This window comes from Streptomyces sp. NPDC059909, assembly GCF_042730885.1.
Classification (GTDB): Bacteria; Actinomycetota; Actinomycetes; order Streptomycetales; family Streptomycetaceae; genus Streptomyces.
In genome coordinates, this window is record NZ_JBHWKX010000031.1 from 43,232 (window position 1) to 66,436 (window position 23,205).

28 protein-coding genes and 1 pseudogene are annotated in these 23,205 nt (G+C 71.1%); 13 read left to right on the top strand and 16 right to left on the bottom strand.

Annotated elements, in window-relative coordinates:
• Window positions 1-31 precede the first annotated feature (31 nt).
• Both ACFV9O_RS21620 and ACFV9O_RS21625 read left to right on the top strand, forming a co-directional pair.
• A pseudogene (locus ACFV9O_RS21620) lies at window positions 32-575 on the top strand (ABC transporter permease); the annotation flags it as partial.
• A gap of 119 nt (window positions 576-694) precedes the next feature.
• Window positions 695-1,507 carry an alpha/beta fold hydrolase gene (locus ACFV9O_RS21625; RefSeq protein WP_385420240.1) on the top strand — a complete coding sequence of 271 codons (813 nt, stop codon included), beginning with the start codon at window positions 695-697 and terminating at the stop codon, window positions 1,505-1,507.
• A gap of 112 nt (window positions 1,508-1,619) precedes the next feature.
• Here the strand turns inward: ACFV9O_RS21625 and ACFV9O_RS21630 are convergent, their stop codons facing one another.
• The 5 genes from ACFV9O_RS21630 to ACFV9O_RS21650 form a co-directional block, all read right to left on the bottom strand.
• A complete protein-coding gene (locus tag ACFV9O_RS21630) occupies window positions 1,620-1,796 on the bottom strand; it encodes a hypothetical protein (protein ID WP_385420242.1) in 177 nt (58 codons plus the stop codon).
• Window positions 1,797-1,954: 158 nt separating this feature from the next.
• Entirely contained in the window at window positions 1,955-3,178 is a 1,224-nt protein-coding gene (locus ACFV9O_RS21635; protein ID WP_385420244.1) for a D-alanyl-D-alanine carboxypeptidase family protein, read from the bottom strand.
• A gap of 274 nt (window positions 3,179-3,452) precedes the next feature.
• Window positions 3,453-3,698: a hypothetical protein gene (locus ACFV9O_RS21640; protein ID WP_385420246.1), complete on the bottom strand. Its 246-nt coding sequence runs from the start codon at window positions 3,696-3,698 to the stop codon at window positions 3,453-3,455.
• Window positions 3,699-4,411: 713 nt separating this feature from the next.
• Window positions 4,412-4,915 (bottom strand): metallophosphoesterase family protein, encoded by a 504-nt coding sequence (locus ACFV9O_RS21645; protein WP_385420248.1) that lies wholly within the window; start codon window positions 4,913-4,915, stop codon window positions 4,412-4,414.
• A gap of 176 nt (window positions 4,916-5,091) precedes the next feature.
• Window positions 5,092-5,496 carry a hypothetical protein gene (locus ACFV9O_RS21650; protein WP_385420249.1) on the bottom strand — a complete coding sequence of 135 codons (405 nt, stop codon included), beginning with the start codon at window positions 5,494-5,496 and terminating at the stop codon, window positions 5,092-5,094.
• Window positions 5,497-6,090: 594 nt separating this feature from the next.
• On the opposite strand from ACFV9O_RS21650, the gene ACFV9O_RS21655 reads away from it, so the two are divergent.
• On the top strand, window positions 6,091-6,393 hold the full coding sequence (locus ACFV9O_RS21655; protein ID WP_385420349.1) for a DUF6343 family protein: 303 nt from the start codon (window positions 6,091-6,093) through the stop codon (window positions 6,391-6,393).
• Window positions 6,394-6,559: 166 nt separating this feature from the next.
• Here ACFV9O_RS21655 and ACFV9O_RS21660 read toward each other — a convergent pair whose 3' ends face one another.
• From ACFV9O_RS21660 to ACFV9O_RS21670, 3 genes are all read right to left on the bottom strand, one after another.
• Window positions 6,560-7,063 (bottom strand): hypothetical protein, encoded by a 504-nt coding sequence (locus tag ACFV9O_RS21660; RefSeq protein ID WP_385420251.1) that lies wholly within the window; start codon window positions 7,061-7,063, stop codon window positions 6,560-6,562.
• Between the two features lie 128 nt (window positions 7,064-7,191).
• A complete protein-coding gene (locus ACFV9O_RS21665; RefSeq protein WP_385420253.1) occupies window positions 7,192-7,989 on the bottom strand; it encodes a TIGR01458 family HAD-type hydrolase in 798 nt (265 codons plus the stop codon).
• Between the two features lie 82 nt (window positions 7,990-8,071).
• Window positions 8,072-8,848: a VOC family protein gene (locus ACFV9O_RS21670; protein ID WP_385420255.1), complete on the bottom strand. Its 777-nt coding sequence runs from the start codon at window positions 8,846-8,848 to the stop codon at window positions 8,072-8,074.
• A 224-nt stretch (window positions 8,849-9,072) separates the two neighbouring features.
• Here ACFV9O_RS21670 and ACFV9O_RS21675 point away from each other — a divergent pair, with 224 nt between their 5' ends.
• The gene (locus ACFV9O_RS21675) at window positions 9,073-9,447 is read left to right on the top strand and encodes a hypothetical protein (protein ID WP_385420257.1); all 375 of its coding nucleotides are present in this window, start codon (window positions 9,073-9,075) and stop codon (window positions 9,445-9,447) included.
• A gap of 182 nt (window positions 9,448-9,629) precedes the next feature.
• Here the strand turns inward: ACFV9O_RS21675 and ACFV9O_RS21680 are convergent, their stop codons facing one another.
• Window positions 9,630-9,893: a hypothetical protein gene (locus tag ACFV9O_RS21680; protein WP_385420259.1), complete on the bottom strand. Its 264-nt coding sequence runs from the start codon at window positions 9,891-9,893 to the stop codon at window positions 9,630-9,632.
• A 172-nt stretch (window positions 9,894-10,065) separates the two neighbouring features.
• Window positions 10,066-10,257: a hypothetical protein gene (locus ACFV9O_RS21685; RefSeq protein WP_385420261.1), complete on the bottom strand. Its 192-nt coding sequence runs from the start codon at window positions 10,255-10,257 to the stop codon at window positions 10,066-10,068.
• A gap of 276 nt (window positions 10,258-10,533) precedes the next feature.
• Between ACFV9O_RS21685 and ACFV9O_RS21690 the strand changes: the two genes are divergently transcribed.
• The 9 genes from ACFV9O_RS21690 (at window position 10,534) to ACFV9O_RS21730 (ending at window position 17,984) form a co-directional block, all read left to right on the top strand.
• A complete protein-coding gene (locus ACFV9O_RS21690) occupies window positions 10,534-11,019 on the top strand; it encodes a DUF5994 family protein (RefSeq protein WP_385420263.1) in 486 nt (161 codons plus the stop codon).
• A 490-nt stretch (window positions 11,020-11,509) separates the two neighbouring features.
• Window positions 11,510-12,445 carry a PstS family phosphate ABC transporter substrate-binding protein gene (locus ACFV9O_RS21695; RefSeq protein ID WP_385420351.1) on the top strand — a complete coding sequence of 312 codons (936 nt, stop codon included), beginning with the start codon at window positions 11,510-11,512 and terminating at the stop codon, window positions 12,443-12,445.
• On the top strand, window positions 12,442-13,392 hold the full coding sequence (pstC, locus tag ACFV9O_RS21700; protein ID WP_385420264.1) for a phosphate ABC transporter permease subunit PstC: 951 nt from the start codon (window positions 12,442-12,444) through the stop codon (window positions 13,390-13,392). The genes ACFV9O_RS21695 and pstC overlap by 4 nt, the downstream gene beginning before the upstream one ends.
• The gene (gene pstA, locus ACFV9O_RS21705; protein ID WP_385420266.1) at window positions 13,389-14,297 is read left to right on the top strand and encodes a phosphate ABC transporter permease PstA; all 909 of its coding nucleotides are present in this window, start codon (window positions 13,389-13,391) and stop codon (window positions 14,295-14,297) included. Before pstC ends, pstA begins: the two co-directional genes overlap by 4 nt.
• Before the next feature lie 77 nt (window positions 14,298-14,374).
• Window positions 14,375-15,226, top strand: a complete 852-nt coding sequence (gene pstB / locus ACFV9O_RS21710) for a phosphate ABC transporter ATP-binding protein PstB (RefSeq protein WP_385420353.1) — start codon at window positions 14,375-14,377, stop codon at window positions 15,224-15,226.
• Window positions 15,227-15,345: 119 nt separating this feature from the next.
• Complete coding sequence (locus tag ACFV9O_RS21715; protein ID WP_385420268.1) at window positions 15,346-15,540, top strand: hypothetical protein; 195 nt, start codon at window positions 15,346-15,348, stop codon at window positions 15,538-15,540.
• Window positions 15,541-15,961: 421 nt separating this feature from the next.
• Window positions 15,962-16,153, top strand: a complete 192-nt coding sequence (locus ACFV9O_RS21720; protein ID WP_385420270.1) for a DUF6381 family protein — start codon at window positions 15,962-15,964, stop codon at window positions 16,151-16,153.
• Window positions 16,154-16,323: 170 nt separating this feature from the next.
• Entirely contained in the window at window positions 16,324-16,914 is a 591-nt protein-coding gene (locus tag ACFV9O_RS21725) for a hypothetical protein (RefSeq protein WP_385420272.1), read from the top strand.
• Between the two features lie 350 nt (window positions 16,915-17,264).
• Window positions 17,265-17,984 (top strand): lysophospholipid acyltransferase family protein, encoded by a 720-nt coding sequence (locus tag ACFV9O_RS21730; RefSeq protein WP_385420274.1) that lies wholly within the window; start codon window positions 17,265-17,267, stop codon window positions 17,982-17,984.
• Window positions 17,985-18,100: 116 nt separating this feature from the next.
• Here ACFV9O_RS21730 and ACFV9O_RS21735 read toward each other — a convergent pair whose 3' ends face one another.
• The 6 genes from ACFV9O_RS21735 to ACFV9O_RS21760 form a co-directional block, all read right to left on the bottom strand.
• A complete protein-coding gene (locus tag ACFV9O_RS21735) occupies window positions 18,101-18,838 on the bottom strand; it encodes an urease accessory protein UreD (RefSeq protein ID WP_385420276.1) in 738 nt (245 codons plus the stop codon).
• Window positions 18,835-19,518, bottom strand: coding sequence for an urease accessory protein UreG (ureG, locus tag ACFV9O_RS21740; protein ID WP_385420278.1), 684 nt, complete (start codon window positions 19,516-19,518; stop codon window positions 18,835-18,837). Before ureG ends, ACFV9O_RS21735 begins: the two co-directional genes overlap by 4 nt.
• A gap of 18 nt (window positions 19,519-19,536) precedes the next feature.
• Complete coding sequence (locus tag ACFV9O_RS21745) at window positions 19,537-20,259, bottom strand: urease accessory protein UreF (protein ID WP_385420355.1); 723 nt, start codon at window positions 20,257-20,259, stop codon at window positions 19,537-19,539.
• A gap of 497 nt (window positions 20,260-20,756) precedes the next feature.
• Window positions 20,757-22,478, bottom strand: a complete 1,722-nt coding sequence (locus ACFV9O_RS21750; RefSeq protein WP_385420280.1) for an urease subunit alpha — start codon at window positions 22,476-22,478, stop codon at window positions 20,757-20,759.
• On the bottom strand, window positions 22,471-22,782 hold the full coding sequence (locus ACFV9O_RS21755; RefSeq protein ID WP_385420282.1) for an urease subunit beta: 312 nt from the start codon (window positions 22,780-22,782) through the stop codon (window positions 22,471-22,473). Before ACFV9O_RS21755 ends, ACFV9O_RS21750 begins: the two co-directional genes overlap by 8 nt.
• A 15-nt stretch (window positions 22,783-22,797) precedes the next feature.
• Complete coding sequence (locus tag ACFV9O_RS21760) at window positions 22,798-23,100, bottom strand: urease subunit gamma (protein ID WP_351234124.1); 303 nt, start codon at window positions 23,098-23,100, stop codon at window positions 22,798-22,800.
• Window positions 23,101-23,205: the final 105 nt, after the last annotated feature.

Below are 23,205 nucleotides of genomic sequence, written 5' to 3' on the forward strand. Positions count from 1 at the left end.
CCGGCGTTCGCCCACATCCGATCCCGCCCTGCCCGCCACCGCGGTGCCGGCGATGGGAAGACCGGCCGGCTGGGCGGAAGCCGAGCGGGAGCTGAGCTTCGACGGGTACGCCACCACCGCGTACAGCCGCGCGGAGGGCCCGGCGGTCGGCGACGTCCAGGCGTGCTCGGAACCACCGACGACGCCCTGAGCGGACTGCTGCCCGGCCTCGGCGGGGGTCACCCTGGTCGCCCTGCACGTCGGCGGCGTCGAGGTCGCCGACACCACGGTGATCTCGGTCGTGGATCGCCGCGCCGAGATCGGCCTGCGCCGCTCCCTCGGAGCGACCCGCGGTCAGATCCGCACGCAGTTCCTGTACGAGTGCCCGCTGTTGTCCGCACTCGACGGCTTTCGGTGGCGTGCTCCTGGGCATCGGCGTCACGGCCTCGTACGGGACGTACCAGGGCCGGCCGACGGTCGTACCGGCCCGGGCCATGGCGCGCGGCGTCGGCGCCACGCTGGTCATCGGCGCTCCGGCGGGCCTCTGGCCGGCGGTGCGTGCCGCGCGCCTGCCCCCGACCGAGGCGCCGACGGCCGTCCGAGCGGGGCCGGGGCGACCCCCACGCAGGGCAGGGGCGATGAGTTCCCGCGCCGGCCGGAGTCCTCCCTCTGTCACCGCATCCGCGGGACGGCACTCAGGGAAGGACCACCGCCCATGACCACCACGCACACCCTCGACGTCCCCGGCGGGCGCCTGCACTACGAGATCCGCGGCACGGGACCGCTGCTGCTCGTCGCGGGGGCGCCGATGGCCGCGGCGGACTTCGCACCGCTGGCCGACGCGCTCGCGGGTGACCGCACCGTCGTCACCCACGACCCGCGAGGCATCTCCGGCAGCGTCCTCGACGACCCGGAGCAGGACTCCACCCCCGAGCTGCGGGCGGACGACATCGCCGCTCTCCTGGACGCCCTCGGCGCCGAGTCGGCCGACGTGTTCGGCAGCAGCGGCGGCGCGGTGACGGGGCTCGCGCTGGTGGCGCGGCATCCCGGGCGGGTGCGCACGCTCGTCGCGCACGAGCCCCCGCTGCTGGAGCTGCTCCCCGACGCCGCGGAGCAGCGCGCCACGACCGACGACATCGTCGAGACCTTCCACCGGAAGGGGGTGGGACCGGCGTGGATGGCGTTCATGGCCCACGCCGGGTTCGACATCGGCGGGGAAGGCGCCCCCACTCCGCCGCCCGGGGAGCCGTCGGCGGAGCAACTCGCCGACAGTGCCCGCTTCTTCGCCCATGAGCTGCGGGGCACCGCGCGCTACGTACCCGACGTCCCCGCGCTGACGGCCGGCCCGGCCCGTGTGGTCGTCGGCATCGGCGCCGCATCGGGCGGCCTGCTCACCTACCGGACCACCACGGCGCTGGCCGAGCTGCTCGGTACGCGGCCGGTCGAGTTCCCCGGCGATCACGGCGGATTCCTCGGTCGGCCCGAGGAGTTCGCAGCGGTGCTGCGGACGGTACTCGCGCAAAAGTGAGCCCGCGGACGTGAGCGCGCCGGAGTGAGCCCATGGGAGCCGGTCGCACGACGGAAAGCGGCCGCCGATGCACCGCTGAAGCGGTGCACGGGCGGCCGCGTCTGTGGGGCCGTTACTGCAGCGGCCGCTGGATCTGGCGCTCGGTCACCTGGTCCACGCGCTGGGTCTGCTCGTTCTTGATCGCGTACTTCGTTTGCTCCCCGCTGCCCTCGGCGCGCTGGATCTGACCTTCCTGCATCCGGTTCTGCTCGTCCCGGTACTCCACGCGCTGTCCCTTGTTGTAGGGCATGGAAATCTCCAATGTCTCGTGTAGGTCGACAGGGCCCGCCCGCAGTCATGCGGCTCGCGGAAAGCCCTGCCCGGCGCCTGCGACCGTCGCTGGGCGCTCTGCCAGGACACCTCCGGCCCCCCGGCAGAGCAACCGCGGTGGGCCGAACGGGGGAAGGCTCACAGCCGGTGCCGCAGGAGTGCCGTGGGGGGTGCTCCCCGCCGCCAGCGGACGACGAGGGCCGCAGCGAGGTAGGCGGCGGCGAGCTGGGCCCACAGCCAGTCGTGGCCGTTGCCGGAGTCGTGGTGATCGGGTGCCTTGGCCGTCCGTCCGACCGGGACCCGAGCGGCCTGCTGGGCCTTGGGACCGGCATGCTGCGCCTTCGGGGCGGGGGGTGCGTTCAGCGTGCCCACGGGGTGGACGTGTCCCGCGGCGTCGAAACCCCAGTCGAGCAGGGACCGGGCCTCTTCGTACACCGCGTGCCCGCCGCCGCTCTGCGGGTTCATCACGGTCACCAGCACGGTACGGCCGTCCCGCCGGGCCGCGGCGATCAGGGTGTTGCCCGCATGGGTGGTGTAGCCGTTCTTCACGCCGATGATGCCCGGGTAGCGCCCCACCCCGTCGGCGCCGGTGAGCAGCCGGTTGGTGTTCCGGATGCCGTACGTCCAGGTGGGGGTTCCGTCGCTGAAGGTGCCGCCGGGGAACTTGGCGTCGACGGTCCGCGCATATCGGGCGAACTCCCGGTTCTCGAGCCCGGTTCGCCCGAAGACCGCAAGGTCGTACGCGGAGGAGACCTGTCCGGGTTCGTCGTAGCCGTCCGCGGAGACGACGTGCGTGTCGAACGCCCCCAGGGCGCGGGCCTTGTCCTGCATCTGCCTGGCCGTGGTCCGCCAGCCGCCGTTCAGCTCGGCCAGTACGTGCACGGCGTCGTTGCCGGAGCTGAGGAAGACACCCCGCCACAAGTCCGGCAGCCGGTACGTACTGCCGGGGGTGACGCCCACGAGGCTGCTGCCCTCCCCCACATCGGCCAGCTCCTCGTCGGTGACCGTGTGCAGTCGCGTGCCTGAGAGCCGGGGCAGGGCGGTGAGGGCGAAGAGGGTCTTCATGGTGCTGGCGGGCGGCAGTCGGCGGTGCGCGTTGTGGGCGGCGAGCACCTCACCGGTGCGGGCGTCGGCCACCAGCCAGGACAGGGCGGACACGTCCGGCAGGTCGGGCGCGTCCTCGTCGGGTCGTACGTGGGTGCCGGAGCGGTGCAGGAGGGACACATCGGCGGACACCGGCCGCGGCGGCAGCGGCTCCGCCCGTGGGACCGCTGTGGCCGGTGCGGGCATGACGGCCAGAGCTGCGGCGGCGAGGGCCAGCGCGCCCGTAACCGCGGGGCGGGCAAGAGAACTGATCATCATTCATTCACCGTAGGAACCGGTGACGCGGCGTGCGGAGCCGACTGCGCCGAGTGGCCTACAGCGGGGTGCGAGGCACTGCGCCGGATCCGTGGGCGGGCAGGAAGGTGCGCCGGCCGGCCGCCTCCCCAGGAGCCGGCCGGCGCCGCTCGTCCGCCTACACCTGCGAGCGGTAGAGCCCGAACCCGGCCAGGTGCGCGGCGCTTCGGGACCCGAGCACCCGCAGCCGCCACTGACGGGCCGTCACGGGGGATGGCCATGTGCGGATCCTCCGGGGTCAGTGGGCCGCGAGACGCCAGACGGCGGGCTGCTGCTGGTCGGACGGGTACCGCACCATGCGGGCGTCGGGCGTGACATGGACGGCCATCTGCGGGATGGCGTTGGTGAGGCGGTAGCCGCCGCGTACGTCGGTCAGTCGCCGGCGCTGCAGGGTGTTCGAGGCGGAGCAGGTCTCGAAGGTGACCGGGCTGCCGGGCTCCAGAGGGGTGCTGAGCGTGAGCTTTCCCTGCGCGTCTCGGCGCACAGCCCGCCCGTCGCGGACCTCAGGTCGCCGGCGGTGAGGAGCTGGAGCAGGGTGCGGGTGCCGTGGAAGGCGCCGGCCTCGGCCGCTCCGCTGATGCGGAGGTGCGGCCCGCGGCGAGTTCGTACCCCTCCTCGCCCAGGCCCTTCTTCCACGCGGGATCGACGTCGACAACGATGTCTCCCGGCCGTGGGCTGCCGTTGACGAGGGGTACGGTGCCTTGGCCGGCGGCGCGGATGTCCCCGCCGAGTGTGGTGGCGACGCGGCGGGCGTCCGTATCGAGCGGGTCGACGACGAGGCGGGTGGTCCGGCCCGGCCGAAGGAGTACTGACTGTCTTCGAGAGGCGCCCAGTCGGTGAGCGCCGGGACGGTGACGGGGGGTGGCCCTGTCTCGGCCTGGGCCGAGGCCCGGGTGGCCGGTACGGGTCCCGCGAGCAGCAGGACGGCGGCCGTGGCGCCCAGCACCCGGGAGAAGGATCCTCTGCGCAGCACCGCAACTCCCGTCGGATTGGGTCGAGATGGCGTGACGAATTCATCGGACCTTGCGGGCTCGATCCAATCCAGCGCCAACGGAATTGGTCAAGATTTCCTGCCCAAGGACCGAAGAAGATCCAAGCGTCTTCGACATTTGGACGTGGACAGGTCCGATCACTGGGCACCCCCGCGGCCGACAGTCGACTCCTGGGCAGGCCGGGCCTGCCGGGAGGGCGAGGTTCCTACGACCGCGGCGGAAGCCGGTGCAGACGCACTTCGGTCAGCTGCCCCTGCGTCGCGACGGCCGTCATGTACGTGCAGTACGGCTGGCGCCGCCTGTCCGTCGGCGAGCCCGGATTGAGCAGCCGCAGTCCGCCTGCGGCGGTGGTGTCCCACGGGATGTGACTGTGCCCGAACACGAGGACGTCGAGGTCCGGGAAGCGCTCGGCACAGCGCAGCTCACGGCCCTGCGCCGTACCCGTTTCATGGACGACCCCGAAGCGCAGCCCGCCGAGCTCCGCGCGGGCCACTTCGGGCAGCCTGGACCGCAGTTCCGGACCGTCGTTGTTGCCGTACACCGCGACGAGGCGCCGGGCCCGCGCCGTGAGCTGATCCAGGGTCGCCACGTCCACCCAGTCGCCCGCATGGATCACCACGTCGGCCCGGTCGATCTCCTCGAGCAGCAGGCCCGGCAGCGCCCGGGCACGCCTGGGCACATGGGTGTCGGACGTCAGCAACAGCCTCATCCGCCGCCTCCCGCCTCTGCCGGTCCACTCGGTCCGCAGGTCCCAGTAGATCACCGCCGCGGCGCGAAGGCCTGACCCTCGCCGGGGTCCGGCGCGTGCTCGATCCGGAAGCTCTGGTCAAGGAGTTGGAAGACGACCTGGCCGAGCAGCGTCGGGACCAGCAGGAGGAGCCCGCCTCAGGCGGGCCGTTCCCGGACGGCCGACGGCCCACCGCGGGCGGTGGCGGCGTGGGTCGCTGCGCGTATCGTTGCCGCCACCCGCTGCGCCTGCGGGGCGGAGACGGAGATCCGGGCGAACGGCGCCCCCCGGTACAGGGCGACGCAGACCACAGCCCCGCGTCGCGGGCGGACGGCGACGAAGTCCTGAGTGTCGTGGTGGCTCCACACACCCAGGCAGAGCCCGCCAGGCACGGAAAGCCCCCGGGCCCGTGAGCCGCGCAGGGCACGCCACCAGTCCGGCTGGACCGCCACCGACCCCACGGTCACCAAGGGAACACGGAGACTTGACCGCCGGGCGACGATCTTCTCCCACCACGCCAGACGGACCACCAGCTCGTCGCCATCGGCCACCAGTTGCGCCATCACGGCACCCGCTTCCCCTTGTCGCGGCACGACCGGCACGTGAGCCGGAAGGGGGCATCACGGGCTGGAGCGGGCCGAAGCGGCTGCTCGCCTGTCGCGTCGGGCGGCCCGAGCCGTTCGGGCTGGGACGTGGGAGGCGCCTGCGAGCAGGGGCGCCGCGTTCACGCTCCTCTCGAACGGGTTGAGAGGGCTGTCGCCACACGCCCTCCATCCATGCTCCACCTATTAATCCATATAGCCCACATGGGGATATCTTGACATCGAGGGAGCAGGGTTATATCGACATCCTTTGGGAGGTTCTCCCTCGGTGCTGCTCGCCTGGCGAGCTCCGGAGAGAAGGTGAGGCCGATGCCCGGGACAGGACCTCGGCGCGACCACTACGCCGCGCTCGCACAGGATGCTTTCATCGAGGTCGTCGTCGCCTACGGCACTCTCCGGGACCCGGAACGACGTGCTGCCTACGGCGCAGGGCGCGACCGCGGCCCGGCCCGGGGACGGTCAGGACGACCGATCCCGCAGCGAAGGCCGCATGACCGATGACGTGACCACGGAGCTCTCATGAGCCGACCGCAATCATCCCGCCGTCGCCAAGCGGTGCCTCGCTCCCGCTCGGGAACGATCGCCCGCCCCAGCGAGAGGACCGGGACCGAGCCGATGACAGCCCGCAGTGTGCTCGGGCTGCGCCTCCTGTTGGCGTCTGCCGCCATGCTCGTTTCCCTCGTGGCCACGGTGCTGTTCGCTCTCCGGGCGGCCTCGTCCGGCCCGGGCGCGAGCCCCGGTGCCACTGAACTGGCAGCCCTGGCCTGGGCCTGCGGCCTGCTGACGCTCACCGCCGCCATCGACCTCGTGGTGAGCCTGCGCAGACGCTCAAGGGAAAGGCCCCCGCCGGCCGGGTAGTTGCACAAGCTGTGCAGCGGCGACACACCGGGGTGACTCGTCGGAGCAGTGCCCAGCCGCCGGACTGCGCGTCGGAACAGTGTCCGCCAGTTCGCCCGCGTCCCAGGGCAGGATCAGGGAACGCCCCCGGCAGCGGGTCCTGCCAGGGGCGTCGACGGCGCCGGTGCTATGCCTCGGATTCCTCGAAGCGGGCATCCAGGACCGCGTCGAGGTCCGCTGCCCACTCCTTGAGCACCGCTCGGGACGGCGCTTCGACGTCGGCCTGGAACCAGCGCCGCTCCGAGATGTACACCGTGACGCCGAACCGGCGCCCGAACCGTGGGGTGTCGATCTCCACCGCCCCGATCTCGTCCCAGCCGAACTCGGCTTCCTCCCCGTCCAGCCGGAGGGTGATGCCGGTGCGGTCGGCGACGATGGTGCTGCGCCGGTCGGACACCTCGAAGACGGGTCCGTCGTCCGCATCGTCGGCGGGATCTTCCTGTGTCTTCGCGTCGAGGGGCTCCTCCACTGGGGCGGCGTCCGTCGGCGCGGCTGGGCCGTCCTGTTCCGAGGGCGCGTCGTCGGCCTCGGCCGGCGCTTCGGCGCGCGGGGGCATGAGGCCGGGAATGAACGCCGGGTCGAGGCCGACGGCGGGCACTGGCGGGGTCTTTGAACCGATGTGCTGCTCCACGGGGGCAAGTATGGCGAACGAAGCTGTGTGAGCCCCAGCGGGGTGAGACCTCAGAGGCCCGCGGCGCCGGCGGCCGCCGGCGCCGGCCCTCGCCGCGGCGCGAGCGGCGTGCGCCCGGCGTCAGTGCGTCAGTGCGTCAGGCGCTCCAGCAGGTCGGGGACGTCCGCAAACGAGTTCAGGACGTGATCCGGCGTCCCGGATGCCGCCCGGTGGGTCTCGGGCTGGTACTTGCCGGTCCTGACGAGGACGCCGGTGATCCCGTGGCGCTGGGCGGCGAGCACGTCGGACTCGATGTCGTCGCCGACCATGAGTGCGTCCTGCACGGTGCAGCCGAGTCGGTCGACCGCGGTGGCGAAGAAGGCTTCCGCGGGTTTGCCGATCACCTCTGCCTCCACGCGGGCCGCGCGCTCCAGGCCGAGGAGAAAGGCACCGGCGTCGAGCTGCAGCCCCGACTCGGTGCGCCAGTAGAGGTTGCGGTGCATCGCGATCAGGCGGGCACCGCGCTGGAGGTGGGAGAAGGCGCGGTTGAGCACCGCGTAGCCGAACTCCGGTCCCGCGCCTCCGACGATGACGACGTCCGGTGCGGCGGCGTCGTCCTCGGGGTCCACGAGGGAGACGCCCGCGAAGTCCTCCCGGATGTCGCCGCTGTTGAGCAGCAGGCAGCGCGCCCCAGGGTGGTGCTCGTGGAGATACGCGGCGGTCACGGCCGGGGCGGTGAGGATGTCGTCCGCCGTCACGGGGAATCCCGCGTCGGCCAGGACCGTCGCGATGGACGCCCGGGTGCGCGACGTGGTGTTGGTGACCAGCGCGAGGGGGGTGCCGGTGTCGCGGAGGCGCTGCATGGCCTCGACGGCTCCCGGCAGGGGGTGCCAGGAGACGGTGAGCACGCCGTCGATGTCGATGAGGACCGCGCTGACCGGTTGCATGAGCAGAACCTAGCGAGGGATCAGGGAGGGGCCAAGGAGCTGTTGAGGGGGCTGCGAGTCGTCAGCCGGCCTCGGCCCTCGGTCAGCCCTGGCGCGGGTTCGGCTTCAGCACGGCGAACACCGCCCGGCCCGGGTCTGCGAGCCAGGCGATACGCCCGACATCCGGCACGTCCTCGGCCGGCATGAGCACCGCACCGCCGTTCTCCTGCACCGCCGTGACGGTGGCATCGGCATCGGCCACGGCGAAGTACGGCACCCAGCGCGCGTCCTCCTGCTGCGGGGCCTGGAGCGGAGCCACGCCGCCGAAGGACCCCTCCTGCTGGTCGCCGTCCTTGATGCTGAGGACCCGGTACGTCATACCAGGTGCCTGCATCTCCTCGGATCGCCAGCCGAACAGCCCGCGGTAGAAGCGGATTGCCGCCTCCGGCTCGCCGACGTGCAACTCCACCCACACCAGCGTGTTGTCCTCGGACGTCTTCTCCAGGCCTTCCCCGGACTGCAGTACCGCGAACTGCGCGCCCTGGGGATCGGTGAACTGGGCCAGCCACCCCGCGCCCACGTTCATGGGCGCGACGCGCACGGCGCCTCCGCCGGCGACCACGTCACGGGCAGTCGCCTGGATGTCGTCGCTCCGGAAATACGTCGTCCAGGCCGGCTCGGCCCCCTCCTCGGTCAGCGGCCCGAGCGCGCCGACGGTCTTCCCGTCCTTCTGGAAGAACCCGTACCCGCCCGCGTCGGGCCCGGGGGACACGAGCTGCCACCCGAACACGGATCCGTAGAAGGCGGCGGAGACGTCCGTGTCCGGGCTGCCGAGGTCGATCCAGATGGGTGACCCGGTGCGGAAGTCGGTGCCGAGCATGCGTTTCCTCCTGCGAGTCCGGTGCAGAGACCCCGTCACTATGCCGACCCCGTGGACAGGGCTCGGCGCACAGGTCCGGATGACCCGGGGGTTTCACCCGAGCTGGCGAACAACGCCCTGGAAAACGGCCCGGCCTGTCGGTGACATCCGTACCGGTTCCCGTACACAACGCTTCGCGCACGCAGTGGGCCCGACCTCGGCCGGCCGGATTAGAATCGGCTCTCATGTCGAACGCTGACGAACTGCTCGTTGACGTCGCCGCCATGGTGGAGTCCGAGCAGAGCAATCAGATGTCCCTGACCGTGGTGACCGGCGGCGCCGTCATCACCGGACGGCTGGCTCCCGAGGCCGTGTGGAGGCAGCGTGTGTCGGAGGTCCTGCGGGACTCGGACCGCCTCGGCCCGTTCTCCGGCGTTTTCAGCGCCGACCAGGCGCAGAAGCCTCATGATCGCGGCAAGCAGCCCACGCATCTGCACTTCCACGTCGCCCGGATCCTGCAAGGCAGCATCGGGATCCCCGAGACGGGCGGGATGTACCGCGTCGCGATCAAGGACGTCAGCGGCTGGACCGTTGGCGACTTCAGCTACTCCGACCGCTGAGCCACCGTCATCACCGGACGCCCTGGCCGGTGCCGACATCGGTAAGTCCGGAACACAGCGTTCGCGTGAGTGGCCGTCAGAGATGCGACTCGACGAAGCGCGTCGGGCGGAAGGGCGTGCGGACGGCCGGCCCAGGACCGTCCGTCTCCCGGCCGTCCGCCGGCACGTACGGCACGGCCGCCTCACACCTCGTCGGTCTGCGGGCGGTCGTCCCAGGAGGACTCGCTGGCCAGCAGCCATGACCGCGCCGGCTCCGACGTGCGGGTGGTGTCCACCGTGAGATGAAGGCGGGTCCCGCCCTCAATGTCGGCCGGGTAGCTGCGCTGCTCGGTGGCGTCGAAGCAACGACGGAGCACCTCCGCGACCCGGCGGGCGATCTCGGGCTCGGCCGCGACGATACGCACCTCGGCGTGCCCGGCAGAGGGCATGTGATGCGAGGAATTCATCCTGAAGTCTCCGTGTGCTCGTGGACATGGTCCGAGGCCGGGCGAGACGCCTCAAAGTCCCGCGCGCCTCCGCCGGCCACGGGGAGCCCGTGACCGACCGGCATCCGCGTCGCCGACGCGGCCCCACGATCCGTCTCCCACTCCTCTTCCCCGGCTCAGGATCTCCCCCGCGTCACGGGCGGTGTCCTCGTCCGTCATCTGACCGCCGGCGGTGCGGCCCCCGGGAGTGGCCGCGGTGGACATCAAGCCGGGCGGCGGCAGCCGCACTCGTCTCCGGCGGGAAGACGAGCAGGTCCCAGCGGCCGGCGGTGCACGAGAGCAGGATCGGCTCGTACGCGTCCTCCTCGTCGGTGAACCAGCCCACGCGGTCATGGCGCGGACCTGTCCCCGGGGCTTCTCCTCGACGTCCCGGTGTTGTTGCTCGCCGAGAACGGCACCGGCATGGAAGCCGGTGTGCGAAGTACTCCCGGTGCTTCCACCCTACTCCGGCCGGAGTGCCTGGCATGTGGGTGTGACCAGGCACTATCGGGTCCGGAAATACCCGCTCGCGGGGCGTTCGCGGGCCCGGTACGCAGAGTAGGGTGAAGTGGCGAGGTCACTTCACAGCGCGGGATGCAATGCCCGCGGACGGGCGTACACGATGACCGGCTCCGACACCCCCGACGCTCCCAGGCTTCTGCCGGATGCTGTCCACCGGTCAGTGAGACCCGGGACGGCCCTGCTGCGACTGGAAACGACACATGCCCGCGAGGGAATCCTGGATGGCGCGTGGTGGCCGCGGTCGCGGGACATCGGTGCCGAGCTTCCCTCGCTGATCAGTGCGTTGACCGAGTATCTCGGGCCTGTCGCCCGCGTCGGCCTGGACGCCGGTGCCTGGGAGGAACTGCCGACACGGCTGACTGTCGACGACCGGGTCGTGCATATCGACTCCTTCCCGGTGGGTGACGACACCGTCCTGATCACCCGAGGCGATCAGGACTACTTCACACTGCTGGTGGTCCCGCCGGACACGACGCCTGACGCAGCACGCGCCGCCATGGCCAGAGCCGTCCTGGTCGACAACGTCACCCAGGCCGAGCAGATCCTCATCGAAACCAGCGCCGACACGGCACATCCCCCGACGTGACTCCCGCCGGCGGCCGAGCACTTCCGGAACGTGACCCACGCTCCGCGGCCAGGGTGTACACACGCGCGAACCTCTCGTTCTGATCGGCGGACTCCTGGGCCGTGGCAATCCGCCTGGTGATGGCGGCGCCATGCCGTGTGCGGGCCTGCTCGCGGCTTACCGACTCCGGTCGCCCGACGGGGACGCCCTGGGCGCCGTCGTCGATCGGGCAGGCGGTTGGATCCGGGAAGGCCACGTGTCCGGGGATCGAATACCCGTGGCAGGACTGGAACACGCCTGACCTGCACATACCTCCCCAATGCTCCCTCCGCGCGGATGCAGGCAAGTATCGTGGCGTGACAGCATGTGCATTTTGCCCACATATGGGCAGCCGAAGAAATGGCCATGCGCGCCCAGCGCACCTCATCCCGACCGCCCGTCCCGCCGACAGACACGAGGATCGAGAGTCGACGTGTACCTCTCCCCACCACTGCGCCGGGCCACGGCTCCCGTGGCTCTGACGGCGGCTGTCATGCTGGCTGCGGTCGCGTGCGGCGGCGCCGACGCGGGCTCCGGCGGTGGCGGCGACAAGCTCGCCGGCACGATCAAGGTGGACGGCTCCAGCACGGTGGCCCCGCTCTCCACCGCGGCGGCCCAGCTCTTCCAGCAGGAGAACCCCGGCGTCAAGGTCACGGTCGGCACGTCCGGCACCGGTGGCGGCTTCGAGAAGTTCTGCGCCGGCGAGACCGACGTCTCCGACGCCTCCCGTCCGATCAAGGACGAGGAGAAGGCCATCTGCGCCAGGAACGGCATCAAGTACGAGGAGTTCCAGGTCGCCAACGACGGCCTGTCGGTGGTCGTGAGCAAGGACAACGACTTCGCCGAGTGCCTGACCGTCGAGCAGCTGAGGAAGATCTGGGAGCCCGGCTCCAAGGTCGACAACTGGAACCAGGTCGACCCCGCGTTCCCGGACGTCGAGCTGGAGCTGTTCGGCGCCGGGACCGACTCCGGCACCTTCGACTACTTCACGCAGGCCATCAACGGTGAAGAGGGCAAGTCCCGCACCGACTACTCGCCCAGCGAGGACGACAATGTCACCGTCCAGGGCGTGTCCGGCTCCAAGGGCGGCATGGGCTACTTCGGCCTGTCGTACTACGAGGAGAACAAGGACAAGCTCAAGGTCCTGAAGATCGACGGCGGCGGCGGCTGCGTCGAGCCCACCCAGACCACCGTTCAGGACGGGACCTACAAGCCGCTGTCGCGCCCGCTGTTCATCTACCCGAACGCCGCTGCGCTCGACAGGAAGGAAGTCGAGGCGTTCGTCGAGTACTACGTCGAGCACAACGCCGACATCGCCAAGGCCGCCCAGTTCGTGCCGCTCAACTCCCAGCAGGAGGCCGAACTGGAGAAGGACCTCGAGACGCTGCGGAAGCGGCACGCGCCATGACCTCCCGGGGCTCTGGACGGCGGGCCGCTGCGGGAAGTCCTGGCTTCCTGAAGCAGGCCCAGCCGCGCCACGGCGAAAGGGCCATCCGCGTCCTGCTCGTGGCCGCCTCCCTGGTCTCCGTGCTGACCACCATCGGCATCGTCATCGCCCTGCTCCCACCGGTCGCCGAATTCTTCGGCAAGGTGAACTTCGGCGATTTCATCACCGGCACCGACTGGGCTCCGCTGTTCCAGCCGCCGCACTTCGGCGTCATCCCGCTGGTGACGGCCACGTTGATGGTCACGTTCATCGCCCTGTTCGTGGCCGTGCCACTCGGGCTGGGCTCGGCGGTGTACCTGAGCGAGTACGCCGACCGCCGGGTCCGGGGCATCTTCAAGCCGGTGCTCGAGGTCCTCGCTGGCATCCCCACCGTCGTCTACGGCTTCTTCGCTCTCAAAGCGATTACGCCGCTGCTGCAGGAGATCTGGCCTGGCGGCAGAGGCCCGCAGGTCTTCAACGCCCTGTCGGCGGGCTTCGTCATGGGCATCATGATCATTCCCACGATCGCCTCGCTCGCCGAGGACTCCATGAACGCCGTGCCCCGCGCCCTGCGCGACGGCGCGTACGCTCTCGGCTCCTCGCGTATGCAGGTCTCCACCAGGGTCGTCTTCCCCGCCGCGCTCTCCGGCATCGTCGCCGCCGTCGTGCTCGGGATCTCACGGGCGATCGGCGAGACGCTGATCGTGGCCATCGCGGCAGGCGGACGTCCGAACCTGTCCTTCAATCCGCTCGAAGGCATGCAGACCATGACCGCGTTCATCGCCGCGGCAGGTATCGGGGACCTGCCCACGGGCTCCACCGGCTACCAGACGATCTTCGCAGTGGGCCTGCTGCTGTTCGTCATCACGCTGGTGATGAACCTGATCAGCATCCGCCTGGTGCGCAGGTACCGCGAGGTGTACGAATGAACTCCGACACCGCCACCACGACAAACGCCCCCGCTCCCGGCGTTCCGCGCCTCAAGGGGCGCGGCATGCCCCTGCGGGAGAGGTTCTTCCAGCTCAGCCTGTGGGCGTCGCTGGCCATCGGCGTGGTCTTCCTCGTCAGCCTGCTCCTCTACGTGGTCGTGGAGGGCTGGCCGCGGCTGAACCTGAAGATCCTGACCAACTTCCCCGACATCATCGACCCCGCGAACGCCGGCGCCCAATCGGCGATCACGGGCACGATCTGGGTCATCGCCTTCACCGCGCTCTACTGCCTGCCCACCGGCATCCTCACCGCGATCTACCTGGAGGAGTACGCCGACCCCGGCCGGTGGTGGAACCGGGCCGTCGAGATCAACATCCAGAACCTGGCGGCCGTTCCCTCGATCGTCTACGGCATCCTCGGCCTGGGAGTGATCGCCCGCGGCCTGGGCTTCGGCCAGACGGTGCTGACCGCGTCCCTGACACTGTCGCTCCTCGTCCTGCCCATCGTGATCATCTCCGCCAGGGAGGCCATCCGCGCCGTCCCGCAGTCCATCCGACAGGCATCCCTGGCACTCGGCGCCACCCAGTGGCAGACGATCTGGCGCCAGGTGCTGCCCGCGGCCGTCCCCGGCATGGCTACCGGCTCGATCCTCGCCCTGTCCCGCGCCATCGGCGAGGCGGCGCCGCTGCTGCTGCTCGGCGGGCTGACCTTCATCACGTTCAACCCGACCGGCGTGCAGAGCCCGTTCACCGTTCTGCCGATCCAGATCTTCAACTGGATCAGCCAGTCCCGTGCCGAATTCACCGCACTCGCGTCCGCCGCGATCGTCATCCTGCTCGTGATGCTGCTGGCCATGAACTCGCTGGCGATCTGGCTGCGCAACCACTTCTCCCGCCGCTGGTGAGCGCCGTGTCACCGATAGCCGATCAGCCGATGCCCGACCGCACGGAACCGACCGCCGACTCCGAGGTGGAGACCGCCATGACCCCTCCCGCCCACGCCTCCGGCGGCACCAGGCCCCCGCACGTCGCCCACCGCGACGCGCCGCCGCCCTTGGCCACCCCGGTCTTCGAAGTCGGCAGCCTGTCCGTCTTCTACGGCGATCACGAGGCCGTGCGCGACGTCAACATGAACATCGGGGCCCGCCAGATCACCGCGATGATCGGCCCTTCGGGATGCGGCAAGTCCACCGTGCTGCGCTGCTTCAACCGCATGAACGACCTCCTGCCCACCGCCCGCGTGGTCGGCAAGATCCGCTACCACAACGAGGATCTGTACGGGCGCGATGTCGACCCGATCGAGGTCCGGCGCCGGATCGGCATGGTCTTCCAGAAGCCGAACCCGTTCCCCAAGTCGATCTACGACAACATCGCCTACGGCCCTCGGGTGGGCGGCTTCAAGGGCAACCTCGACGACCTGGTCGAAGAGACCCTCACCCACGCCGCGCTGTGGGACGAGGTCAAGGACAAGCTGAAGGCCTCCGCTCTCGCCCTGTCCGGCGGCCAGCAGCAGCGGCTGTGCATCGCCCGGACCATCGCGGTCAAGCCCGAGGTGATCCTCATGGACGAGCCCTGCTCCTCCCTCGACCCAATCGCCACCGCCAAGATCGAGGACCTCATGGAGCATCTGGCGCAGGCGTTCACGATCATCGTCGTCACACACAACATGCAGCAGGCGGCGCGGGTCTCGGAGCGCACCGCCTTCTTCACCGCCGACGTCGACGCGAACGGTGTGCGGCACGGCCGTCTGGTCGAGTACGACGAGACGGGCAATCTCTTCAGCAACCCGTCCGACCAGCGCACCGAGGACTACATCTCCGGCCGCTTCGGCTGACGCACGCCGCCGAGGCGCACCGGCCGAGCATGGCCGGCGATGGCCGGCCGTTGGGCCGAGAGGGTGAATACAGCGGCCGTGCTGTTGTCGTTGCTCTTGATCGCACGTTAGAGGACGGTATGGAACCTCGTGATGACGATGCCGTGCCGTATGCGGCCCTGCTCGCGGCCTACTGGCTCAAGTCGTCCGGGCGGGACGCCCTGGACAGCGTCGTCGGCCGCGAAGGCAGGTGCGGCCGGGACGTGATGGTCATGTGCTCAACGGCGACGGTTGCTGCCGCTGTGGTGCTGGCCGTCATGGGTCGGCTCACCTGAGCATGAGCGGTGCGCAACGGCCGGGCTCCGCCGCGGCGGAGGCGGAGCCCGGCGTCTGCCAATTGCTCCGTGACCGGCTCGTCGAGGCGATCGCCTCGATCCGCTTGCAGGCCTCAACGGTGCCAGGGCCACCCCTTGATGACATGGGTGAGAGCCAGGTCGCCGATTCGGCCGGTGGGTCACCTGCCGGCTGAGGTCGCCCGGCGCTCGGGCCCTGGCTGTGGCGCCGACGAGGCGGCAGGACCCGGTGCCGGTCTCGATGATGTTGTCGCCGATCGAGCCGGCTCCCGGACTGCCCTCGCGGCGTAGGGACTGGCCACCGGCCTGTGGGGGACTCACGGTGCGTAGCCGTCCGAGGTGCAGGTCCGCGAGGGTCCTGGTTCGCTGGTGTGGCCCGCTCGAATGACACAAAGGAGTGATCATGAGCGTTTCAGGCGAGTCCGGCGATCGTGCCCAGCAGTTGCGCCAGAAGGTGCAGGAGATGGAGCAGGCCGCTGAGCGTGCCACCGATCCGCAGGAGCGTAAGCGACTGAAGGAAAAGGCCCGCCAACTCAAGCAGCAGAGCGGCCTGGAGAAGGGCATGGGCAGCGGGGACATCGACCCCATGGTGTAACGGCGCTGTACATCCGACGGCCGGTGGCCGCCCCCGCGAGCCCTTCAGGCTCGCGAGTGGCCACCGGCCGCCCCATTGCACCACCGCGACGACGACCGGTAACGCCGGGCGTCCGCGGTATCGGCTCCGCCGGCTTCTTCGCCGATGTCGGTCATGAAATTTCCACGGCCTTGCTGCGGAGCCTGCTGACCAGCACTCCCGGCGCCCCCCGGCCGCGGGCTCCCGGAGCGATCGAGGGCGTGCCGGACGCCCTGGCTGGTGCGGCTCGCTTCCGTGGTGGGGTGCCGGCCGACGATCCGGCCCGGCGCCGGAAGGTGGCGGTGGGTGGCTACGCCACGACCGCCGTCCTCGGCGCAGCGAACGCGGGGGCGACAGCGGTGTGGCAGGTCGGCCTCCTCCGCGCGGTCGTGATCCCCGGCCTGGTCGCGACCGCAGCGATCATCTACGCGATCCGCAGGACCCCGCGGCCGACCAGCCGTGACAAGACGCCGTTGAAGATCCGCATCGAGCCCGTGCCGACCGGGAACCTGGGCAAGCTGATGGGCGCGGTCGCCGCGTTCGAGGTCGGTGACATCGCCGTCGCGCTCCTGATCCTGCGGACCTCGGACCTGCGTCGCCATCGGCACGGTCGAGACCGCTCACCACTCCGCCGTCTCCCCGACGGCCGCGTTCGCGTACCTCACCGCCTGGATGGGCGTCGCCTTGGCCGGGCTTCTCCTTGCCGGACGATCCGCCGGACTTCGCCGATGACACGGAACTGACAGAGCCCTGGCCGACTGACGTGCTCAGGGGCCGCGACAGAGCCGACGGCCGGACACACCCACGCGCCGGCGAGCCGGCCGGACCCGCGCTGCCGAATGTCCGGCCTGCCCTGGCACCGCAAGGCCACAACTGATCGGGCTACGATCGATCACCACAGCACGCAGGGTGCGTCACGCCACAAAGTCAGCACCTGAAAGGCTGTCACATAAGTCAGCAAGGAGTCAGCATGAGTCCGATCAGACCCGACGGCAGTCGAGCAGACATGCAGATCGACTGACTTGGCAGATTCGCACCGTGACCTGGCAGAACGCAGCCCCGGAGCCGATTCGGCAGAGTTGGGAGAGACACCGTGTTCTACTACGTGCTCAAATACGTCGTTCTGGGGCCGCTGCTGCGGCTGCTGTTCCGGCCCCGGATCGAGGGGCTCGAGCACATTCCGGCGGACGGGGCCGCGATCGTTGCGGGGAACCATCTGTCGTTCTCCGACCACTTCCTCATGCCGGCGATCATCAAGCGCCGGATCACGTTCCTCGCCAAGGCGGAGTACTTCACGGGACCCGGGCTCAAGGGCCGTCTGACCGCCGCGTTCTTCCGCAGCGCCGGGCAGATCCCGGTCGACCGGTCGGGGAAGGACGCCGGGCAGGCCGCCATCCGCGAGGGGCTCGGGGTGCTCGGGAAGGGCGAGTTGCTCGGGATCTATCCCGAGGGCACGCGCTCGCACGACGGGCGGCTCTACAAGGGGAAGGTCGGGGTCGCGGTGATGGCCATCAAGGCGCAGGTGCCGGTGGTGCCGTGTGCGATGGTCGGGACGTTCGAGATCCAGCCGCCGGGGCAGGTCGTACCGAAGATCAAGCGGGTGACGATCCGCTTCGGGGAGCCGCTGGACTTCTCGCGTTACGCGGGGATGGAGAACGAGAAGGCCGTGCTGCGGGCGGTGACCGACGAGATCATGTACGAGATCCTCGCACTGTCCGGGCAGGAGTACGTGGATGAGTACGCGGCCAAGGTGAAGGCGGCGCAGGCCGCCGCGCCGTCGCGGTCCCGGAAGTTCCCGCGGCTGCGCCGCTGACCGCGGGAGGCGGGTCAGTAATCCGGTCGCCTGACGGCGACACCCTGTGTGCGTGAAAATCGGTGCGTGGTCGTCCGGCGGCGTCGTGTCGCCTTGGCGCGTTCCGAGCCCGTGGGTCAGGCGGCCAGGGCCGCGTCGGGGTCGAGCAGCCGGCGCAGGGCGCGCGCGTCCGGCGCGACGGCGGTGATCAGGACGGCGGGGCCGGCGAGCGGGGTGAGGACCGCCGTTTCGCCGAGCTGCCGAGGTTTGACCGGTTTCCCCTCGAACTCCGGGTCGACGACGAGGAGCTGACCCACCGCTCGGTGTCCGCCGAGTACGGCTCCGCCGTCCCAGCCGCCGGGTGCGCAGGGGCCGTAGGCCAGTTCCTGGTCGAGCAGGGGGCGGCCGGCGCGACGGACGGTGAGGCGCGTGGTGAGGCTGCCGGTGTCCTCCCCGTACCGGCCGAGGATCTGTTCCTCGCGCAGCACCAGCCGTGCCGTGGCGGCGAGTTCGACGCGGGTGCGCATGCGCAGTTCGCTGCCGCGGGCCGAGATGAGCTGTTCGGGCAGCCAGCGCAGCTCGGCTCCCTCCCCCACGGTCAGGGCGATGTCGTACGCCGCCTGTCCCGGGGTGCGCCCGGGCAGGGCGACGGTCGCGGCGGCGGAGTCGATGTGGAGCCTGGAGCCGTCGCGGACGTCCGCCTCGATGGCGAGCCGGTCGCCGCCGAGGGGTGCGCTCATGGCACCGACGACGGTGACGCGGGTGTACGGTCCGGCGGCCCTGGTCCGGCGCAGCGCCAGGGGTCCGGCGCTCTCCAGCACGGGCAGGCCGCCGTCGCGCGTGGCGACGAGGCGGGCCGTGGCCTGGACGCTCACTCGGCGGCGGCCCAGGCGGCGAGCTGTGCGCGCACCCAGTCGGCGACGGGACCGACGCCGTTCTCGCCGGTGAGGGACGTGAAGGCGACGGGGAGTTCGCCGCGTTGTTCCTTGGCGTCGCGGGCCATGCGCTCCAGGTCGGAGCCGACGTAGGGGGCGAGGTCGGTCTTGTTGACGACGAGAAGGTCGGCGGTGGTGACGCCGGGGCCTCCCTTGCGGGGGATGTCGTCACCGCCCGCCACGTCGATGACGAAGATCTGCGCGTCGACGAGGCCCCTGGAGAACGTGGCGGTGAGGTTGTCGCCGCCCGACTCGACGAGGATCAGATCGAGCGGTCCGACCGTGTCCTCCAGGTCCTCGACGGCTTCGAGGTTGGCGGAGATGTCGTCACGGATCGCGGTGTGCGGGCAGGCGCCGGTCTCGACGGCCTGGATGCGCTCGGGCGGCAGGACGGCGTTGCGGAGCAGGAACTCTGCGTCCTCGCGGGTGTAGATGTCGTTGGTCACGACGGCGATGGACAGCTGGTCGCGCAGGGCGCGGCAGAGCGCGGCGACGGTCGCGGTCTTCCCGGACCCGACGGGGCCGCCGAGGCCGATGCGCAGCGCGCGTCGGGCGCCGTCGGGCCGTACGGCGCCGGCGCCGGCCGCCGTGCCGGTGTCGTGGCTGTGGTCGAGATGCATGGTGCGGCTCCTGGGGTCTTACGAGGCGAAGAGGCGTACGGGCCAGGCGGCGTGCTGCTCGGCGGTGATGTCGAGCAGCGGCGCCGATGCGGCGGGCAGGGCGTCGATGCCGAACTCTGCGGCATGCCGGGCCGCGTCGGCTGCGCGCAGGGCGACCTGGTCCATGTCGGGGGCGAGGCGGGCGAGGACGGCGGTGGCCTCGAAGGGGTCCAGACCGAGCAGGCGCACCACGGCGGTGGCCGGTCCGCCGACCGTCTCGTACGCGACGCAGTGCGCGGCGTCCTCGGGGCCCAGTCCCGCGGCCCGTGCGGCGAGCCCGAGCACGACGGGCTGATGGGCGCCCTTGGGGAACGCCCTTGCCAGCGCGTCGAGTTCGTCGGACGGCCAGGCGGCCCGGGCCGCCCGCATCAGCTGCCTGCCGAGCCTGCGGGCCGTGGCGCGCAGCGCGGGTGAGGGCGTGCGGGCGTCCGCGGCCGCGTCCAGCTCGACGGGGTCGACCCCCAGTGCCGCCGCGGCGGCCAGCGCGGCGCCGGTCAGCCCCGCGGTGTGGAGCCGCCCCCGGCAGAACTCGGCAAGCCCCCCGGCATCCCGGATCCGTCCCGCTTTCACGGCCGCTTCGGCCCCACCGGAATGCGCATGCCCCCCGGCGGGAAACCGCCCGTCGGCCAGCACCAGCAACGCGGCCCGCGCCCCCGGCCCCCCGGGTCGGGCGCCCGTGGCCGCCGCCGGGGCGGTGCGGATCGCGCCGGCGGAGCCGGACGCCCCCGGGACGGTCTGCCGCGACAACGCGGGCTCAGCAGCCCCACCGTCCACGCCGGCGGTCGGCGCCTCGGCGCAAACCGGCGCTCCGAACACGGAGGTCCCGTCGACCTGCACCCCGGGCGGCCCTGACGCCCCGGCGGAGCCGGACGCCTCCAGGACACTTCCTCGCGCGAGCCCGGGCTCGGCAGCACTGACGTCCACGGCGACGCCAGGCGTCCCGGCGCTCCCGGGCCGGGCGGCCACCGGAGCCGATTCGTGCCGGCCGCGCGAGCCAGGCAGCTCCAGGGCGCTCCCCCGCGCGCACGCGGCCTCGGCAGGGCTGACGTCCGCGGCGTCGGCAGGCCGACCGGCGACGCAACCCGGCGCCGGGGACGCCCCGACGTCGCCGGGCGAGACGGGCACGGCGGCCGGTGGCTCCCAGGCTCCTGCCGGCGGCGCCGGTTCGGGGCCCTGCGTGTGCGTGGTCGTGGTCATCGTCAGAAGAGGAAGTAGCGCTGAGCCATGGGGAGTTCCTCCGCCGGGGCCGATTCGACGGCTTCGCCGTCGATCGTCACCGTGAAGGTGTCCGCGTCGACCTCGACGCGCGGCAGGGCGTCGTTCTCCCGCATGTCCGACTTCGTCACGCCGCGGGTGCTGCGGATCGGGGCGAAGCGCTTGCCGAGGGCCAGGCGGTCGGGCAGGCCGGCGTCGATCGCCTGGGCCGTCGCGAAGTTGACCGAGTTCGTGGCGGGGGCCCGGCCGATGGCGCCGAACATCGGGCGGGGCATGACCGGCTGGGGCGTGGGGATGGAGGCGTTGGCGTCGCCCATCTGCGCGTAGGCGATCTGGCCGCCCTTGATGACGAGCTGCGGCTTGACGCCGAAGAACGCCGGTTCCCACAGCACCAGGTCGGCGAGCTTGCCCGGTTCGACGGAGCCGATCTCGTGGTCCATGCCCTGCGCGACGGCCGGGTTGATGGTGTATTTAGCGACATAGCGACGGGCCCGCAGGTTGTCGGCGCGCCCGTCACCCGGAAGCGCGCCCCGTCGCTGCTTCATCACATGGGCGGTCTGCCAGGTCCGCAGGATCACCTCCCCCACGCGCCCCATGGCCTGGGAGTCCGAGGAGATGATCGAGATCGCCCCGAGGTCGTGCAGCACGTCCTCCGCCGCGATGGTCGACGGCCGGATCCTCGACTCGGCGAAGGCCAGGTCCTCGGGGACCGCCGGGTTGAGGTGGTGGCAGACCATCAGCATGTCGAGGTGTTCCTCGATGGTGTTGACGGTGTGCGGTCGGGTGGGATTGGTGGAGCTCGGCAGCACGTACGGCTCCGAGACGACGGTGATGATGTCCGGCGCGTGCCCGCCTCCCGCACCCTCCGTGTGGTACGCGTGGATCGTTCGCCCGGCGATCGCGGCGAGGGTGTCGCCGACGAACCCCGCTTCGTTCAGGGTGTCGGTGTGGACGGCGAGTTGCGCGCCGGTCTCCTCGCACACGCCGAGGCACGCGTCGATGACTGCCGGCGTGGCCCCCCAGTCCTCGTGGATCTTGAACCCGATGGCACCGCCCCGCAGCTGGGCTTGCATCGCCTCACGCGACATGGTGTTGCCCTTGCCGAGCAGCCCGATGTTGACGGGGTAGTGCTCCAGCGCCTCGAACATCCGGGCGAGGTGCCAGGAACCCGGCGTGATCGTGGTGGCCTTGGTGCCCTCGGCGGGACCGGTACCGCCGCCGACGAGCGTGGTGATGCCGGACGACAGCGCCTGGTCGACGACGGTCGGCGAAATGAAGTGGACATGGGCGTCGATGGCGCCCGCGGTGACGATCTTCCCGTTCCCCGCGACGACTTCGGTCTCGGGACCGATCACCAGCTCCGGGTGGACCCCGTCCATGGTGTCGGGGTTGCCCGCCTTGCCGATGCCGGTGATGCGGCCGTCGCGAATGCCGATGTCGGCCTTGACGATGCCCCAGTGGTCCAGGATCACCGCGCCGGTGATGACGGTGTCCGGGGCGCCCTCGGCCCTGGTCGTACGGGACTGGCCCATCGACTCGCGGATCACCTTGCCGCCGCCGAACACCGCCTCGTCGCCCGCGCGTCCCGGCCCGCCGGAGCGGTCCTCCTCGATCTCGACGAGCAGCCCGGTGTCGGCGAGCCGGATCCGGTCGCCGGCCGTGGGCCCGAAGAGGTCCGCGTACACGGCACGTGTCAGCTCAGCCATCGAGCGGGCCTCCGGTCTCTCCGCGCAGCCCCGGGACGACCCGGCGACCGGCCAGGGGTACGAGTTCGACGTCGACGGGGATGCCGGGCTCGAAGCGCACGGCGGTGCCGGCCGCGACGTTCAGCCGGAGTCCGCGTGCGGCGGCGCGGTCGAAGTCGAGGCCGGGGTTGGCCTCGGCGAAGTGGTAGTGGGAGCCGACCTGGACGGGCCGGTCGGCGGCGTTGAGCACGGTCAGACGCGTGACCTCGCGGCCCTCGTTCAGCACGACGGGCTCGTCGGCGTAGAGGAACTCTCCAGGAATCATGGCGGTGTTCCCCCGTCAGACGATCGGGTCGTGGACGGTGACGAGCTTGGTGCCGTCCGGGAACGTGGCCTCGACCTGCACGTCGTGGATCATCTCGGGGATGCCGGCCATGACGTCGTCGCGGGTGAGCACCTTGCGCCCGGAGGCCATGAGCTCGGCGACCGTACGCCCGTCGCGGGCGCCCTCCAGAATGTGCGAGGTGATGAGGGCGATCGCCTCGGGGTGGTTGAGCTTCACCCCGCGGGCCCTGCGCTTCTCGGCCACGTCCGCGGCGACATGAATGAGCAGTCGTTCCTGCTCGTGCGGGGTCAGTTGCACGCTTCCACCTCACAAGTCGTCCGGCGAGGGCCAGTTCGGGCCAGCGCGACGCCGGCCCATGCCAACAGGGCGTTGACCGCGATGCGTGGACCGCGTGACCGACGT

Excerpts from the sequence above, each read along its gene's own strand:
- ACFV9O_RS21670 (WP_385420255.1), bottom strand. The coding sequence starts at position 8,848 with ATGCTCGGCACCGACTTCCGCACCGGGTCACCCATCTGGATCGACCTC.
- ACFV9O_RS21635 (WP_385420244.1), bottom strand. The coding sequence starts at position 3,178 with ATGATGATCAGTTCTCTTGCCCGCCCCGCGGTTACGGGCGCGCTGGCC.
- pstB (WP_385420353.1), top strand. The coding sequence starts at position 14,375 with ATGACCCCTCCCGCCCACGCCTCCGGCGGCACCAGGCCCCCGCACGTC.
- pstA (WP_385420266.1), top strand. The coding sequence starts at position 13,389 with ATGAACTCCGACACCGCCACCACGACAAACGCCCCCGCTCCCGGCGTT.
- ACFV9O_RS21715 (WP_385420268.1), top strand. The coding sequence starts at position 15,346 with ATGGAACCTCGTGATGACGATGCCGTGCCGTATGCGGCCCTGCTCGCG.
- ACFV9O_RS21720 (WP_385420270.1), top strand. The coding sequence starts at position 15,962 with ATGAGCGTTTCAGGCGAGTCCGGCGATCGTGCCCAGCAGTTGCGCCAG.
- ACFV9O_RS21755 (WP_385420282.1), bottom strand. The coding sequence starts at position 22,782 with ATGATTCCTGGAGAGTTCCTCTACGCCGACGAGCCCGTCGTGCTGAAC.
- ACFV9O_RS21625 (WP_385420240.1), top strand. The coding sequence starts at position 695 with ATGACCACCACGCACACCCTCGACGTCCCCGGCGGGCGCCTGCACTAC.
- ACFV9O_RS21750 (WP_385420280.1), bottom strand. The coding sequence starts at position 22,478 with ATGGCTGAGCTGACACGTGCCGTGTACGCGGACCTCTTCGGGCCCACG.
- ACFV9O_RS21675 (WP_385420257.1), top strand. The coding sequence starts at position 9,073 with ATGTCGAACGCTGACGAACTGCTCGTTGACGTCGCCGCCATGGTGGAG.
- ACFV9O_RS21630 (WP_385420242.1), bottom strand. The coding sequence starts at position 1,796 with ATGCCCTACAACAAGGGACAGCGCGTGGAGTACCGGGACGAGCAGAAC.
- ureG (WP_385420278.1), bottom strand. The coding sequence starts at position 19,518 with ATGCATCTCGACCACAGCCACGACACCGGCACGGCGGCCGGCGCCGGC.
- pstC (WP_385420264.1), top strand. The coding sequence starts at position 12,442 with ATGACCTCCCGGGGCTCTGGACGGCGGGCCGCTGCGGGAAGTCCTGGC.
- ACFV9O_RS21680 (WP_385420259.1), bottom strand. The coding sequence starts at position 9,893 with ATGAATTCCTCGCATCACATGCCCTCTGCCGGGCACGCCGAGGTGCGT.
- ACFV9O_RS21645 (WP_385420248.1), bottom strand. The coding sequence starts at position 4,915 with ATGAGGCTGTTGCTGACGTCCGACACCCATGTGCCCAGGCGTGCCCGG.
- ACFV9O_RS21690 (WP_385420263.1), top strand. The coding sequence starts at position 10,534 with ATGACCGGCTCCGACACCCCCGACGCTCCCAGGCTTCTGCCGGATGCT.
- ACFV9O_RS21650 (WP_385420249.1), bottom strand. The coding sequence starts at position 5,496 with ATGGCGCAACTGGTGGCCGATGGCGACGAGCTGGTGGTCCGTCTGGCG.
- ACFV9O_RS21665 (WP_385420253.1), bottom strand. The coding sequence starts at position 7,989 with ATGCAACCGGTCAGCGCGGTCCTCATCGACATCGACGGCGTGCTCACC.